General features: G+C 31.9%; 16 protein-coding genes and 1 other annotated feature. Of the genes, 1 reads left to right on the top strand and 15 read right to left on the bottom strand.

Translation table 11 applies throughout. The annotated features are described in order from the left end of the window. Positions 1-2: 2 nt before the first annotated feature. Both ACKRLN_RS02055 and ACKRLN_RS02050 read right to left on the bottom strand, forming a co-directional pair. On the bottom strand, positions 3-1,115 hold the full coding sequence (locus tag ACKRLN_RS02055) for an ABC transporter substrate-binding protein (RefSeq protein WP_416335105.1): 1,113 nt from the start codon (positions 1,113-1,115) through the stop codon (positions 3-5). A 30-nt stretch (positions 1,116-1,145) separates the two neighbouring features. Beyond that, positions 1,146-1,370: a hypothetical protein gene (locus ACKRLN_RS02050; RefSeq protein ID WP_203127738.1), complete on the bottom strand. Its 225-nt coding sequence runs from the start codon at positions 1,368-1,370 to the stop codon at positions 1,146-1,148. Between the two features lie 58 nt (positions 1,371-1,428). Next, positions 1,429-1,641: a binding site (T-box leader), on the bottom strand. A 157-nt stretch (positions 1,642-1,798) separates the two neighbouring features. Here ACKRLN_RS02050 and ACKRLN_RS02045 point away from each other — a divergent pair. Next, a complete protein-coding gene (locus ACKRLN_RS02045; protein ID WP_416335104.1) occupies positions 1,799-3,937 on the top strand; it encodes a metallophosphoesterase family protein in 2,139 nt (712 codons plus the stop codon). 104 nt (positions 3,938-4,041) lie between these two features. On the opposite strand, the gene ACKRLN_RS02040 is transcribed toward ACKRLN_RS02045, so the two are convergent. The 13 genes from ACKRLN_RS02040 to ACKRLN_RS01980 form a co-directional block, all read right to left on the bottom strand. Continuing rightward, on the bottom strand, positions 4,042-5,517 hold the full coding sequence (locus ACKRLN_RS02040; RefSeq protein WP_416335103.1) for a DUF1846 domain-containing protein: 1,476 nt from the start codon (positions 5,515-5,517) through the stop codon (positions 4,042-4,044). 64 nt (positions 5,518-5,581) lie between these two features. After that, positions 5,582-6,688, bottom strand: coding sequence for an FAD:protein FMN transferase (locus ACKRLN_RS02035; RefSeq protein ID WP_416335102.1), 1,107 nt, complete (start codon positions 6,686-6,688; stop codon positions 5,582-5,584). Beyond that, positions 6,685-7,143 carry a UPF0158 family protein gene (locus tag ACKRLN_RS02030; RefSeq protein ID WP_203127721.1) on the bottom strand — a complete coding sequence of 153 codons (459 nt, stop codon included), beginning with the start codon at positions 7,141-7,143 and terminating at the stop codon, positions 6,685-6,687. Before ACKRLN_RS02030 ends, ACKRLN_RS02035 begins: the two co-directional genes overlap by 4 nt. Then, complete coding sequence (glgB, locus tag ACKRLN_RS02025; RefSeq protein ID WP_416335101.1) at positions 7,127-8,944, bottom strand: 1,4-alpha-glucan branching protein GlgB; 1,818 nt, start codon at positions 8,942-8,944, stop codon at positions 7,127-7,129. Before glgB ends, ACKRLN_RS02030 begins: the two co-directional genes overlap by 17 nt. Positions 8,945-8,949: 5 nt before the next feature. Next, positions 8,950-9,570 (bottom strand): uridine kinase, encoded by a 621-nt coding sequence (gene udk, locus ACKRLN_RS02020; protein WP_296142516.1) that lies wholly within the window; start codon positions 9,568-9,570, stop codon positions 8,950-8,952. Next, entirely contained in the window at positions 9,567-10,517 is a 951-nt protein-coding gene (locus ACKRLN_RS02015) for an NAD(P)-dependent oxidoreductase (protein ID WP_296142514.1), read from the bottom strand. Before ACKRLN_RS02015 ends, udk begins: the two co-directional genes overlap by 4 nt. A gap of 117 nt (positions 10,518-10,634) precedes the next feature. After that, positions 10,635-11,159 carry a nucleoside deaminase gene (locus tag ACKRLN_RS02010; RefSeq protein WP_296142511.1) on the bottom strand — a complete coding sequence of 175 codons (525 nt, stop codon included), beginning with the start codon at positions 11,157-11,159 and terminating at the stop codon, positions 10,635-10,637. A 202-nt stretch (positions 11,160-11,361) separates the two neighbouring features. Continuing rightward, positions 11,362-11,571, bottom strand: coding sequence for a hypothetical protein (locus ACKRLN_RS02005; protein WP_416335100.1), 210 nt, complete (start codon positions 11,569-11,571; stop codon positions 11,362-11,364). Next, entirely contained in the window at positions 11,561-11,818 is a 258-nt protein-coding gene (locus ACKRLN_RS02000; RefSeq protein WP_416335099.1) for a hypothetical protein, read from the bottom strand. The genes ACKRLN_RS02005 and ACKRLN_RS02000 overlap by 11 nt, the downstream gene beginning before the upstream one ends. Before the next feature lie 82 nt (positions 11,819-11,900). Beyond that, the gene (locus ACKRLN_RS01995; protein ID WP_203126440.1) at positions 11,901-12,344 is read right to left on the bottom strand and encodes a hypothetical protein; all 444 of its coding nucleotides are present in this window, start codon (positions 12,342-12,344) and stop codon (positions 11,901-11,903) included. Positions 12,345-12,613: 269 nt separating this feature from the next. Next, on the bottom strand, positions 12,614-12,997 hold the full coding sequence (locus ACKRLN_RS01990; RefSeq protein WP_416335098.1) for a hypothetical protein: 384 nt from the start codon (positions 12,995-12,997) through the stop codon (positions 12,614-12,616). A 10-nt stretch (positions 12,998-13,007) separates the two neighbouring features. Continuing rightward, positions 13,008-13,748: a peptidoglycan amidohydrolase family protein gene (locus tag ACKRLN_RS01985; protein ID WP_416335097.1), complete on the bottom strand. Its 741-nt coding sequence runs from the start codon at positions 13,746-13,748 to the stop codon at positions 13,008-13,010. Positions 13,749-13,798: 50 nt separating this feature from the next. Beyond that, the gene (locus ACKRLN_RS01980; protein ID WP_296142497.1) at positions 13,799-14,341 is read right to left on the bottom strand and encodes a hypothetical protein; all 543 of its coding nucleotides are present in this window, start codon (positions 14,339-14,341) and stop codon (positions 13,799-13,801) included. Positions 14,342-14,343: the final 2 nt, after the last annotated feature.

The raw sequence follows: 14,343 nt of genomic DNA, 5'->3' as shown, positions 1-14,343 counted from the left end.
AACTATTTTCTAACTACGTCAACTTCTCCGTTACCTAGTGGTCTCCATAGTTGTTCTACAAGTTCATCTGTAGATTTATTTGCTGGGATTAGACCTAGTTCTTTGTAATCATCGAAATAACTTCTAATTGTTGTTTCACCATCTTCGTTTGTTAATGAGTAGTCATATGATTTTAATAGATCAGTAGCTACTTCTGGGTCACCTTCAGCTAAGTTTTTATCTTGAAGAAGTTTAATTGATTCTTCTGGATTTTCTGCTGCAAATGTATTACCTTCATCAATTGCTTCTGCTACAAGCTCTGCAAGCATTGGGTTGTTTTCTACAAAGTCTTTGTTAAATGCAGCTACACAGCATACTTCTTTACCAAAGTCCTCATCACTTGTTAGTGATCTAATTGGTCTAATAATATCTTTTTGTAGGAATTCTTGAGCAAATTGATCATCAAGAACTGCCCCTTGGATTTCGCCTTTTTCTAGAGATTGGATAACTGCAGATTTTTCTACTGGTTTTACTTTGATATCTTTTGGATTTACATCATCATGGTTTAAGAATCTTAAAAGAGTGTTGTGTCCACTATTTCCTATACCATTTGTTACTGCTACTGATTTACCAGCTAGATCAGAAGTTTCTTGTAAATCAGTATTTTCATTTAATACATAAAGTGATTTACATCCTGAGTGAGATGCTGTTGAGAAGACATAATTTAGTCCTTTTGTTGCTGGAACGATTAGTGAACCAAATTCTCCTGTCATAACGTCAATTTGTCCTGTTGAAAGAGCATCTTTACCATTTTGTGTGTTGATAAACTCGATATCTATACCTTTGTCTTTAAAGTATCCATTGATTTCAGCAAGGTTTTGTCCTGCCATACATAAGTCACCATCAAATCCCATTTTAATTGGAGTATTGTATCTTGGTTCTTCTTCAAGACTTTGAGCTTGAGCTACATTTTTATCTTCAGTTTTGTTTTCGGTTTTATTTTCTTTCTCAACTTCATTTTTAGTTTCAGTTTGAGTATTTGCTTGATCAGTAGTTTGATTGTTTGCGTTGTTACCACAGCCTACTAAAGTAAGTCCACCTAGTAATAGTACAGCTAATAATTTATTGTTTTTCATTTATATTTCTCCTTTTATAATCGTTATATATTAAAGATCACAGCATGAGCGCTTTTCAATCTTATCCATATCAAAATCTTTATCCATAAAGTCAACAGTTTCTAAATCATCGACCATATGTTCTTCATGAGTCACACTATTACTAGCATGATCATGGTGGTGAGTATGCGTATCTACTTCAGCATCAGCACTGGAACAGGCAGATAAGCTAAATGCCATAGCAGCTGAAAGTGTTAGATAAACTATTTTTTTCATCCGATAATACTATAAAAATCCTTTCTATATATTACATGAACATAAAAAATCCCCGCCCAAAAAGGACGAGGTTATCGTGGTTCCACCTTAATTTATTTTAAGAATATCTTAAAACCTTAATGTGCTTAACGGGCACAAGCGTTATAGCCTACTATGATTTCGGTATAAAACTCAAAGATGCACTTCCATAAATTTTTCAATGATTTTTCTCAGCTAACAAATCTCTCTGTATTTGAAAATAAATATGTACTCTTCTTTTCCTAGTTATTCATGTAAAATAAGTATACCATCTACTTAACATATGTCAATATTTTTTTGTAATATTTTTTACATTTAATAAATTTATAAAAACATTTTCTTATCTGATTTTGTTTAAGAAATTTCATTTCCTGGTATATTATTTATGACAAAGTTATTAAGAGGTAAATATGAGTTTACAAAAAATAGACAATTTTGATATATCAATCATTAGCGACCCCCATGTGCTTGCTTATGACTTGATAAAAGATACAGAAGATTTCCAAAAAGAAATCAAAATAGACAGAAAACTTTTAGTAGAGAGTGAGGCCTTACTGGGTGAAGCTTTATCTATGGTAGATAAGGTTAATAGCCAGTTTCTTTTTTTGCCAGGAGATTTGGTAAAAGATGGAGAATATAAGTCTCATGAAATAGTTAAAAAATATGTTTGTGATTGGAAAAATGCCAAAGAAGGTCGTGAAGTTTTTATGATCCCAGGCAACCATGATCTAAATAACCATAAGTCCTACGATTTTAAAAATTCTAGAAAAACAAAAAATATTACACCAAAAGAATTTTATGATCTTTATTCTTTTATATACGAAAACCCATATGTCATAGAAATGTACAAGGATACAGATATTTTTAAAGAATATTTGACTAGGGTTAATGATGAATATGATAGAGATCAACAATACAAATATTATGCTCACGGATATTTTTCTTATGTAGCAAGAATTCCAAGTGAGATTAACAATAGTGGCTTAACCATCATTTCATTAGATACTTCAATTTATTCTGCTGATACCGAGCAATCTCATAGGGATGGCAGAGAAAATGTTCCTGGATCATTAGTCCTAGAGCAAATGAGATGGGCAGTAGAAAAAATAAAAGAGGCAAAAGAACGCAATGATTTAATTTTTGTAATGGCCCACCATGCACTTATGCCAAACTTTAGAAACCAAGAATTGGTTTTTTCACCATTTATAATCAAAGAATGGCGCACAAAATTTATTGACGATGACCCAAGGATAAATAACAAAACACCAATAGAAGTACTAGCTGACAATGGGGTAAAATTTGTATTTACAGGCCACTTACACGAAAATGGTACTGCCAAATATATTTCAGAAATGGGCAATGAAATCTATGATATCCAAACAGGCTCTACAGTGACCTATCCCCTACCTATTAGGCATATAAAAATAATAAATAAACTAGAAGAAAATAGCGGCTATGAAGTTCATATAAAAACCGAATTAATTAAAAAATTTACTTATAGAAATTTATCCGATGAAATAGAAGTTGTTAATGATGCTATAAATTATACAATTGAAAAACAACTTTCACTTAGAGATGTTCTTCATAATTATGTAAGGATTCAGGCAAACAATCCAAAGTATGCTCACATAGATTTGCAAGATCTACTAATAGAAAAAGCTAGCGCATATTTAAATGAAGATGTGCCAGAACATGGATATATGAACAAAATAGTTTTTCCAATGATCTATAAGTATTTCCCACTTTCTAAAAAATATCTTGGAAAAATAGATATTGCAAAAATAAACAATGAATTTGAATTTCAAATTAGATCTATAAAAAATATCCTTCATGTAAAGGCTACTAATATAGAAGAAGCTATAGATGTAATTTTTGATCAGATTGAAGATAAAATTTTGATACCATATCAAATAGTCAATTATTGGGATAGGATAATAAATAAAGCTTGGCAAATGCCTATTGATGAGGAAGGTAACACCTTTTATGATTTTGCTAACTACATTTATCAATATAAACCTCTAGGTGAGGAAGAAAGACCTACCTATGTATCAAAAATGATTGATAATCTAAATAATCCAAACTATAATTTAATAAATATAGTTATAGAATATTGTAAAGATGAAATAAACGAAATATTTGATAAATTTACAAGATCAATCAAACTAGAAAAAGATGGCAGCAAGGAAAAATTCTTTAAAGACCTCATCCAAACAGAGGGATTTACCTCAGGCCTTGTATATAAATATCTAATAAAAAGAGTTGATAACCTTAGGGACTTACTAGACTTTTTCTCCCTATACCTAACAAAGAAAAAAGATTTGACTGGTGTTGATCTAGCAAAAAGAATAGTAAATACAAAATCAGCAAGAATTGCAAAAGAAACATTCGCAGACCATATGTTCGGACAAACAAGTTTAAGGAAATTCATAATAGATGTGGTAAACTCGATGAGTGATGAAATGGTAGAAATTTACCAAAATGAAGATTTAAATGAACTAGAAAAATATTTTAATTATATAGAGTATAACGACAAAAAAACAACAACTTAAAAAAGTAACTCGCAAAATCCCAAATAAACATAAGTGCCTAACTAGATGGCTTAAAAATTAAATGATAAAGATAAAAAGACTTTTAGAAATCCTAAAAGTCTTTTTTAATATCCACTATCATCTCCAAAAACTGCATCTTGAGTAAAATTAAAACCTAATTTTCTAAGTTCACTTTTTTCACTATCATTTAAAATAACTGTGCTGTGGGCATCTAAATTTTTTAAATTTTTAATCTCCTCCATAGCCATATGGGTTAAGGGATTTGTTGTAGCTGAAATTGCAAGAGCAATCAGCATTTCATTTATAGATAGAGAAGGCTCTACTTCTCCAAGAGAAGCTGTTTTTAAATTTGAAACTGGCTCTATGATATGTGGACTTAGCAAAAGTATTTCATCATCTATTTTGCCAAGTTTTTTTAATGTATTTAAAATTGCTGCAGCTGGTGCTGAAAAAAGATTTGATTTCTTACCAGTTATTATCTGTCCATCATTCATCTGAATTGCAAATGATTCTTTGCCAGTGCTTTGTTTTTTTTCTCTAGCTGCGATTGCAACTTCTCTATCTTCTGCTTTTATATCCAAATTGGACATTAAGGTTTGGATTTTTTCTATTGAGCTATATGATTCTTTGGCAAAACGATAGTCAACTAAGGCATTATAATATCGTCTAATAATTTCTTCTTTGCTTGCTTCTATGGCAGCTTCTTCATCAACTATGCAAAAACCAACCATATTTACACCCATATCTGTTGGTGATTTGTATGGTGCCTGTCCCATAATTTTTTCTAGCATTCTTTTTAAAACCGAAAATGCTTCTACATCCCTATTATAATTTACCGCCAAAGTCCCATAGGCCTCTAAGTGATATGGGTCAATCATATTTATATCATTTAAATTTGCAGTGGCAGCTTCATAGGCCATATTTATCGGATGCATCAATCCTAAATTCCAAATAGGAAATGTTTCAAATTTAGCATATGAAGATCTTTGTCCTCTTTCATGGTCAAGATACATTTGTGAAAGGCATGTTGCCATTTTTCCTGATCCTGGTCCTGGTCCAGTAACTACAACTAAGGGTCTTGTTGTTTCTACATAATCATTTTTACCAAAGCCTTCCTCAGATAAGATGTGGTCAATGTCATTTGGATAGCCATTTATATTATATGTCCTGTAATGTTTTATTGATAGGTTGTCTAAATATTTTTCAAATTTTATAGCCTTATCTTGGTGAGTAAATTGGGTGATAACTATACTATTTACTAAAAATCCCTTTTGTTCAAAGGCTTGTTTTAGTCTGATAGATTCTGTATCATAAGAAATATCATTATCTCCCCTGATTTTATTATTTTCAATATCATTTGCATTTATTGTTATTATTATTTCTGCCTTGTCTTTTATACTTTCTAGCATTCTAAGTTTGCTATCAGGCAAAAATCCTGGTAAAACTCTTGATGCATGCCCATCATCAAAAAGCTTTCCGCCAAATTCTAGGTAAAGCTTATCAAAATGGCTGATGCGTTCTAGGATCTTTTCAGATTGTAATTTTATGTATTTATCATTATCATAGGCTATCTTTTTCATAATTCCTCCATTTGCTAATCTAATTATAACAGATTAAATTTTAAAAAGAAAAAAATCGGAAACATTATTTTTCCGATTTTGATTCTAATTTTTCATAGCCTTCTGTCTTGTAGTAATTACCATCATAATCTATCCAAAGTACTTCTGCCTTATATTTTTCGGCAACTTTCTTACCAGTTTCTAAATCTACAGTAAATAAATAAGTACTTAATGCATCTGACAAGGCTATATCTGGGTGGATTACTGATACTGATTTAAAGTATTTTGATGGATAATTTGTATCTGAGTCTATAATATGGTGGTAAATTTGACCATCTACTACATAAAATCTTTGATAGTCCCCACTTGTTACAACCGTATTATCTTTTATGTCTACAACACTGGCATAAGGTTTTTTTGCATTTTTTTCAGGGTTTACAATAGCAATTTTCCATAGGCCATCTGCTCTAGCAGGATTTTTTCCTATTATTACATCATCTCCACCGACTGATAAAATACCATGCTTCATTCCAGCTTTTTCTAGGCTTTCCTTCATTTTTTTTATAGCGTAGCCTTTACCTTCTGCTCCAACATCAATTTTGATATCTGGATCTTTTATATAGACTGTGTTTTTTTCATGATCAATTTCGATTTTTTCGATATCACTGTGACTTGCAGCTTCTTTTAATTCTTTGTCGCTAGGTATAGCTGCATTTTTTTCATCAGCAAGTCCTGCTTCCCTGTATTCATGCCATAAGCTTATTAGATCTCCCAAGGCCATATTTATTTTTCCATCTGTTATATTATAGATTTCTTTACTATAATCTAAGAGTTCTATTATGGCTGGGTCTACTTTTACTGCTTCTTTTCCTGCATTTTCATTTATGGTTTTGACATCATTTATCCCATCAAAATCATAGTAAGTGTTAAAAAGTTTGTTGTATTTGGATAAGTCGTCTTCTAGTATTTTTTTATAGTTCTCAAATTCTTCTTCATCTTTTGCATATACTAAAAATTCGGTAACTGTATCAAAATAGTCGTAGAAAACTGCATTATATTTTTTTAAATCAGTAGCATTTTCATCTGTTACTACTGTTTTATCGCTTGCGTTTTTATCTTTAGCTCCTTGAGTACTGCAAGAGGTTAAACCAATTGCAAAAACTAAGGCCATTAGTATTTTTTTGTAATTCATATCTTATTTGTATTAATTGTCTCCATATCTTTTTTAATATGTATGCCTTGTTCATCTGCCCAATATAATAAAATATTTCCGGCAGCCTTTGATCTAAAGTCATAATATTCATTTTCAAGACCTAAGGTATAGACTGTATCTAGAAATTCTTCGCTTGGAGAAAATCCATCATATTGATCTATAAACTGGTCTTTTTTAAATCTATCTAGGGTTTCTATAAATGCTTCCCTTATATTTGCCCTATTAAATTCATCACGACTTGGCATTAGAACATAGTGTTCTATATCATTTTCTATATCTAAGTAATCTTTTGTAATATCTTCTTCTGTTTGTCCTTGGTTGATACGAACAATGTCTAAACTTTCTGTATTTAACCACATTGCTTTAAGATAAGAATCCTCATCTAGTAATGTCCATTTTTCTACCAACCAAGATAAGTTAATTGGTTTTTTCATTTTTTTCTAAGATTTCAAAGACACAAGCTTCATATTCCCAAAGCTCAAGTCTTAGAACTTCTCCCTTTCTAATTTCAATTTCCCTATAATTATCCTTAGCACCACCATAAGTGGGGCTAAAGGTATTTAATTTTTCAATAAATATCAAATCTTCATCATAAGTAAATTCATATCTACCATGATACACATTTGCCATATTTAGTACAACTAAAAATCTTGATCCCTCTGCTATTCTTTCATAAGCAAAAACTGAAGTACTTGCATCATCTACAACTATCCACTTAAATCCATCTTCTTCGTAGTCTTTTTTATAAAAGGCTGGATTATTTTTGTAAATGTAATTTAAATCTTTAATAAATCTATTAAAATCATCATGAACTGGATAATTTTTTATGTCCCAATTTATGGATTCATTTTCATTCCACTCATCAAAAGTTGCAATCTCATTGCCCATAAAGTTTAACTTTTTGCCTGGATGAGTCATTTGATAAGTATTTAAAACTTTTAACTCTTTAAATTTACTTTCATAGTCCCCACTCATTTTGTTAATCATTGGTTTTTTTAAGTGCACTACTTCATCATGACTAAGGGGTAAAATAAATCTTTCATTTTGAAAATAGAACATAGAAAAAGTTATTTTATTATGATACATGGACCTATTGAAAGAATCAACTTCAAAATATTTAATTGTATCATTCATCCAGCCCATATCCCATTTGTAGTCAAATCCTAAACCCTCATCAGAATTTTTATTTGTTACTAGTGGGTAAGATGATGAGTCTTCTGCAATGAGCATTACATTTGGATAATTTGTAGCTAAAGTTTTATTTAAATCACTTATAAATTTTATATTATCTTCATGCACTCCACGATTTTCGTTACCATTATAATAAATCATATACGAAACCGCATCTACCCTTATACCATCTAGGTGAAATTTCTCTATCCAATAGGATAAACTTGATTTCATAAAGCTTTTTACATGCCCTTTTGAATAATCAAAATTTATAGATCCCCATTCAGAATAAGTGAGTCCTTTATATGGCGATTCGTATAAATGAGTTCCATCAAAAGTTTTTAGCCCATAATAATCATTTGCAAAATGCACTGCAACTACATCAAGGATTACACCGATACCATTTTGATGCATTAGGTCGATAAATTTCTTAAAATCTTCCGGTCTACCATAACGAGAACTTGTGGCAAAAAATCCTGTGGATTGATATCCCCATGATGGATAAAATGGATATTCTGTAACTGGCATTATCTCCACATGGGTGTAGTTCATATCTTTGATATGAGCAATTAATTTATCTACAACATCTAAAAAATTAACATTTTGACCATATCTAAGCCAAGAACCTATATGAACTTCATAAATATTCATTGGCTTATTAAAATTTTTGCTGCGATTTCTTATAAATTCATCGTCATTAAACTCATAGTTTTCATCCACTATTAATGATGCAAAATCTCCTTCATAGTCCATGGCCCTTGCAAAGGGATCTGTGTGTTCCACCCAGTTGCCATCTTTTACTACAACTAATTTATAAAAATCTCCTATTTTTGCGTTTTTAAATATATAAAAGTAACCATATTCAGGATTTTTACTCATCTCGTGATTTTCCCAATTTGAAAAATCACCCCTTATAAACATTTGATCAGCATTTGGTGCATATACTCTAAAGATGTAACCATCTTCATAAGGGATTGGACCAAAAATTTCATGGCCATTGCTGGCATGACCACTTATATAATTTTTTATTTGCTCATGGTCTGTTTCAATGATATTTATCTCCATTATTATTACTTATCCTCTATCATATCAGTAATATGTCTTAATAGGATTTCTATTCCTTTAGTATTTTTTGCTCCGCGTGGGATGATTATGTCTGCGTATTTTTTGGTAGGTTCTACATATTTCTCATGCATTGGTTTTACTTGCTTTATAAATTGTTCCAAAACAGAATCAAGAGATCTGCCGCGTTCTTTGGTGTCTCTTAAAATCCTTCTTTGTAGCCTTACATCACTATCAGCATCAATAAATACTTTTGTATCGGTAATATTTCTAATTTTCTTATCTTCTAAGACTAAAATACCTTCTATTAGGATGATTTTTGTAGGCTTGATTGTGATAGTTTTATCGCTTCTAGTGTGGATTGTGTAGTCATAAGTTGGCATTTCAATTGTTTCACCCTTTTGAAGTTTTAATAAGTGCTTATGAAATAAGTCATTATCGAAGGCTCCTGGGTAATCGTAATTTAGCTTTGCCCTTTCTTCAAAAGAAATATCATCATGGGCTTTGTAGTAATTATCATGGCCTATAACTAACAAATCATCTTTAAAATACTCATCTATATGTCTGACAATAGATGATTTTCCAGATGCAGACCCACCTGCAACTGCAATAATTTTTATATCACTCATAGTTTTATCTCATTGATAATATTTCCATCTAAGTATTCATAAATATTGTTAAAAACAATTTCAGCACGGTTTGCCATTGCTTCTTTTGTATAAAAACCAATGTGATTTGTAAGTACTACATTTTTTGCATTTCTTAATGGATAATCGCTTGGAAGTGGTGGTTCCATATCGAAAACATCGATACCAGCACGAAGTTTATTAGCATTTAGTAATTCTGCTAAATAATCATTATCTACAACTGGACCTCTAGCGCAATTGATTAAAATAGCATTTTCTTTCATTTTATCTAATTCTTCTTTGCCTAGGAAATGTTTAGTCTCACTGTTATTTGGAATGTGTAAAGAAATTACATCTGATTCTTTTAAAAGTGTGTCTAAATCTACATAAGTCACACCAAGATTTTTTATATCTTCTTTTTCAGTTCTAGAATAAGCTATGACTTCGCAACCAAAGGCTAAGAGTATGCCAATTAATTTTGTACCAATATTACCTGTACCAATTATCCCAAACTTTTTGCCTTGGATGGTTTCTCCCATCAAATTATTATTTTTACCATCAAAAATATTTGCATCATTTTCTTTAAACTTTCTCATAACCGCAATTGTAAGACCAATAACAAGTTCTGCTACAGAATCATCAGAATATCCACTTGCATTTAAAAGTTTTATTCCATTTTTTTTGACAGCCTCTAGATCTATATGGTCTACCCCTGTAAAGGCAACATCGATCAGTTCAAGATTTTTTGATGCATCTATAACTTTTGCTGATAATGGTTTATTTGTTACAATTGCAATATCAGTATCTTTTAATCTTTCTATAAGTTCATCATCATCTTTTGCGTTTTCATCATAAGAAATGAATTCATGACCCATTTCTTCTAATTTTTCTTTATGACTTTCAATAATTTTTTCTTCTACTTCTAACGGATTAACTAATGAAATTCTCATAACACTCTCCTTAACTATTATTCTAATTTAATTATACTATAAATATTTTGATTTTAGAGATAAAAAAAGACTCCAGAATATATCTGAAGTCAATAAGTATTTGAGATTTTAATAAATTTATAAATTATCCTGATACCTTTTTAATAATTTTTTCTCCTTATTACGAGCTCTAAGCATTTTAAAAAAACTTTGAAGTTCAAAAAGACATTCATCATCTCTTAAACCAAATTCTGCATCTAAAAAGTGTAGTTGAGATCTATCACCAGTAATGTTAGTATTTGACCCACAAGCCCCTCTTTTATAATCAGGGATCCCAATAACAAGTCTAGAAATTCTGGAATTTATAATAGCACCAGCGCACATAGAACAAGGTTCCATAGTAACATACATAGTTGTGTTTTCAAGTCTAAAGTCATCAAAAAATTCATTTGCTTCTTTTATAGCAATCATTTCAGCATGTAAGAGACCAGACTTGCCTTTAAAAGTGAAATTGTGACCTCGTCCAATTATTTTGCCATCATACACAATTACACAACCAACCGGAACTTCCTCGATAAATCTAGCAAGTCGTGCCTCATAAATTGCCTCATTCATAAAAAAATAATCATCACTAGTAAAATCTTTTTTTAAAATCTCAGTCATAAAAAATCCTTAAAATAATACAAAAAAAATATCTTTAATAAAAAAGATATTTTAAAAGTTAAATATAAATGGTGTTCCAGAGAAACTGCCTACACCCCTTGCAATATCTTTACCATAAATAATACAACCGCTTTCAGCCAAAGGCAACCCACCGCACCCAGTTAGGTTGCCCACACGTTGCCCACATCATTAAAGAGGACACTCAGTCCTCTTTTTCTTTGATCCCTCTAGGATTTTCTTTGTAGTATATATCTATCAACTCATCTATATCATCTTGGGTTGCATGGTGCCTAAAGAAAGTTCTTGCGCTTCTTTTGTACCTATCTATTTTAGTTTTTTCTGGGTTTCTTTCTTCGTAAGCTCTGGAGGCTCTTTTTTGAGCCTCGCTTACTTTTCCCTTTTTATCTGTCATTTTCTGCAGCCTTTAAAAAATCACTCCACATAGTATCTGGATCATCATAGCTGCTATAGTCTAGGTCATACTCTTCTAATGCTTTTGCATACACTTCATCATCGATATCGCTCCACATATCAACACTTTCTACTTCTTTTACAAATTCATCTACTGTAAGATAGTCATAGTTATCTAGGTTTATACCGTTGTATGCTACTGCGATTTGGTTGTCTTCTTTGTTTCTTAATACTTCTAATTGTTTCATTTTTCTATCTCCTTTAATTATTTATCTTACACTAACATTATACCGCGGGCGTTATATAAAGTCAAGTACTTTTTTTAATTTTTTATGCTAATTTTAAATTATTTTCTAAAGCAATTACTGCTTCTTGCACATCATCATCTTTTGCTTGTGTACAGTGAAGTTTACCAGTTGTTAAGTCGATGTAAGCTCTTTCTACTATGCTTGCCATGTTGCTACCTTTAGTGTTTGAAACTTTTTCGCCGTTAAGTTTAGCACTTGAAACATTGCCTGTGTTATATCTGCTAATTTCTAGACCTGCAAGTTTAAGACCAGCATTGTTTAAGTAAAGTCTATCATAGCCAGCTTTTTGCCATCTTTTAGCACCCATAGCTATAAGATCTTCTACTGTATATCTTACTTCTTTAACTTCTGCCCATGCCATCTTCATAGCTTCTGCTATATACTCAACTGCTTTGCCGCCAAAATTTGCTACTGCTTCTTTTGCGATTTCCCATGCTCTTGTCATAATGTTTTTTAAGTTTGCCATTTTTGTTATCTCCTTATCTCTTATGTTACTTATATTATATCACGCCCGCGTTATATGTCAAGTGTTTTTTTAAAGTTTTTTTAGAAAATCTTCACTTTTTTTATAAAGGCAAGTTACAAGCATTGCAATCAAGCCAATCATTCATATTTTAAGTTATAAACGATTTAAAATATCTAGCCATAGTTTTATATGCCTAAAATCTACTTTAAAGCACAAAAAAAGAGGGCCAGCACACCGCCAGCCCAGAGTTAAACATTTACTATATATTACTACTTCTTTTTTTGTTTTCTTACTTCCGCTTGAACCACATCGGTAAGGTAAGAGTCAAGGTCATCATGAGTTTTAGATAACACTTCTTTGCTAGCATCATCTAAGTTTTTCTTTATTGCAGCCTTTGCTTTTTCACGCACTGCATTTTGCCTTTGCTCATCAAAGTTAAGCTCTGGCGATTCTTTTAGTGGGTCTACTACTGTTTGGTTAAGACTACCTACTATAGTCTCTGCTAGATCTAGTAGTTGTAGTGTGGCGTTTCTTAAAAGCTCATTTTCAATAAGCTTCGCTCTCTCTTTGCCCTCTTTTATACCTTGTATAGCAAGAGCAATCACTGCTCCAGCCATTAAAACCATTAAAAATATTACTAAACTATCTCTCATTTATATCCTCCTAAAAAGTTATCCATGCTCTTGTGTTGCCACTTGTACGTCTATAAGCTACATATCTACGCTTACCAGAGTTACCTACATAGGATATCCAACGATAGCCATTAGCCTCATACACCCTATCATAGTTAATTCTAGATCCCATTGGGTAGGTTGCCACTATGGCTGAGTTTGTACTTGCATCTGCTCTTACATGACAAGCAGCCTGTGTTATTCCGTGCCACTTTTCATATTTAATTAACTTTTTACCTGATGCTTTTTGTGGTCTCTGTTGTTTTACAGGTGCTATATCTAACTTTTGTCCACCATACCTAGGTCTAAAGTAACGCTCATTACTGCTCCTCCTGCGGTCTAAAAAGTAGCCTATAAAGCTCTTGTTGTCGTTGTAACTAATCCCATTGTTTGAATAGTTAGAGTGGATTATGCCGTCTTTTTTGTAAAACATTCCAGTGTGGCCACCAGCACCTGCAGAGGTACCCTCGCCACCTCTTATAAAGATATCACCAGCTCTTACATCCTTGTAGTCATATATCTCATCTAGATACTTGCCTTTTAGCTTAAAAAGAGTCTCGGTGTTTCCTATCGGCGTATTTTTAGGTAAGACTCCACCCGCTATAAGTGCATAGTAAACTGCAGATGAGCAGTCATAACCTGGGTTGCCATTTCTTTTAACCATTGAGTATGGATAGTTGCCCTTGTGCCTATGGTGCTTATCCATCCAATCTAAAGCTTCTTTTACTCCCATTTTTACCTCCTTTTAGGTACTAAAAAAGGACTAGCTTGTGCTAATCCTAATTACTTTTTTGACCTGATATACTCATCAAGTCCACTTTGCACTTTATCCAGGTCTGCTTTTGTTACTAAATCGCTAGTACTGTGTTTTATATCCTCAAGCATACCAGCGATGCTTACTAACTGACTATCGACACAATCAAAACGATCACCAGTTTTTTTTATGTGGGATATAAAAATTTGATTATGCTCATCAATAGCCTTAGTATTGCTATTAATCCTATCGCTATAGCTTCTTAGTTCATTTGATTGGTTGCTTAATATTTCCGCTTGCATCTGTGTAGTTTTCTTAAGCTCTTCTGTCATACTCAGATAAGTTCTTCTGGTCTCTTTTTCTGCTTCGAGCCTATCCCTCTCGGCTTCGAGCATTAGTTCATCACGTTTTGCCTTTTGCTCTCTCTCGTATTTGTTATTTTCTCGTTCATCCTCAAAATTTTTATCCAATTTTTGCAGATACTTATAAAAAAAGGCAACTAATAGAGTAACCACAATTATTGTTATCCCTATGGCTACCCCGTAATCTGCTATTGTTTGACTTACTTCCATGT

It is taken from the genome of Anaerococcus sp. AH8042_DFU013_CI05 (assembly GCF_047936775.1).
Taxonomy (GTDB): Bacteria; Bacillota; Clostridia; order Tissierellales; family Peptoniphilaceae; genus Anaerococcus.
This window is presented reverse-complemented; position numbering and strand designations above follow the sequence as displayed.

Bases quoted from the DNA above. Each gene is read 5' to 3' on its own strand.
- ACKRLN_RS02055 (WP_416335105.1), bottom strand. From the start codon at position 1,115: ATGAAAAACAATAAATTATTAGCTGTACTATTACTAGGTGGACTTACT.
- ACKRLN_RS02050 (WP_203127738.1), bottom strand. From the start codon at position 1,370: ATGAAAAAAATAGTTTATCTAACACTTTCAGCTGCTATGGCATTTAGC.
- ACKRLN_RS02045 (WP_416335104.1), top strand. From the start codon at position 1,799: ATGAGTTTACAAAAAATAGACAATTTTGATATATCAATCATTAGCGAC.
- ACKRLN_RS02040 (WP_416335103.1), bottom strand. From the start codon at position 5,517: ATGAAAAAGATAGCCTATGATAATGATAAATACATAAAATTACAATCT.
- ACKRLN_RS02035 (WP_416335102.1), bottom strand. From the start codon at position 6,688: ATGAATTACAAAAAAATACTAATGGCCTTAGTTTTTGCAATTGGTTTA.
- ACKRLN_RS02030 (WP_203127721.1), bottom strand. From the start codon at position 7,143: ATGAAAAAACCAATTAACTTATCTTGGTTGGTAGAAAAATGGACATTA.
- glgB (WP_416335101.1), bottom strand. From the start codon at position 8,944: ATGGAGATAAATATCATTGAAACAGACCATGAGCAAATAAAAAATTAT.
- udk (WP_296142516.1), bottom strand. From the start codon at position 9,570: ATGAGTGATATAAAAATTATTGCAGTTGCAGGTGGGTCTGCATCTGGA.
- ACKRLN_RS02015 (WP_296142514.1), bottom strand. From the start codon at position 10,517: ATGAGAATTTCATTAGTTAATCCGTTAGAAGTAGAAGAAAAAATTATT.
- ACKRLN_RS02010 (WP_296142511.1), bottom strand. From the start codon at position 11,159: ATGACTGAGATTTTAAAAAAAGATTTTACTAGTGATGATTATTTTTTT.
- ACKRLN_RS02005 (WP_416335100.1), bottom strand. From the start codon at position 11,571: ATGACAGATAAAAAGGGAAAAGTAAGCGAGGCTCAAAAAAGAGCCTCC.
- ACKRLN_RS02000 (WP_416335099.1), bottom strand. From the start codon at position 11,818: ATGAAACAATTAGAAGTATTAAGAAACAAAGAAGACAACCAAATCGCA.
- ACKRLN_RS01995 (WP_203126440.1), bottom strand. From the start codon at position 12,344: ATGGCAAACTTAAAAAACATTATGACAAGAGCATGGGAAATCGCAAAA.
- ACKRLN_RS01990 (WP_416335098.1), bottom strand. From the start codon at position 12,997: ATGAGAGATAGTTTAGTAATATTTTTAATGGTTTTAATGGCTGGAGCA.
- ACKRLN_RS01985 (WP_416335097.1), bottom strand. From the start codon at position 13,748: ATGGGAGTAAAAGAAGCTTTAGATTGGATGGATAAGCACCATAGGCAC.
- ACKRLN_RS01980 (WP_296142497.1), bottom strand. From the start codon at position 14,341: ATGGAAGTAAGTCAAACAATAGCAGATTACGGGGTAGCCATAGGGATA.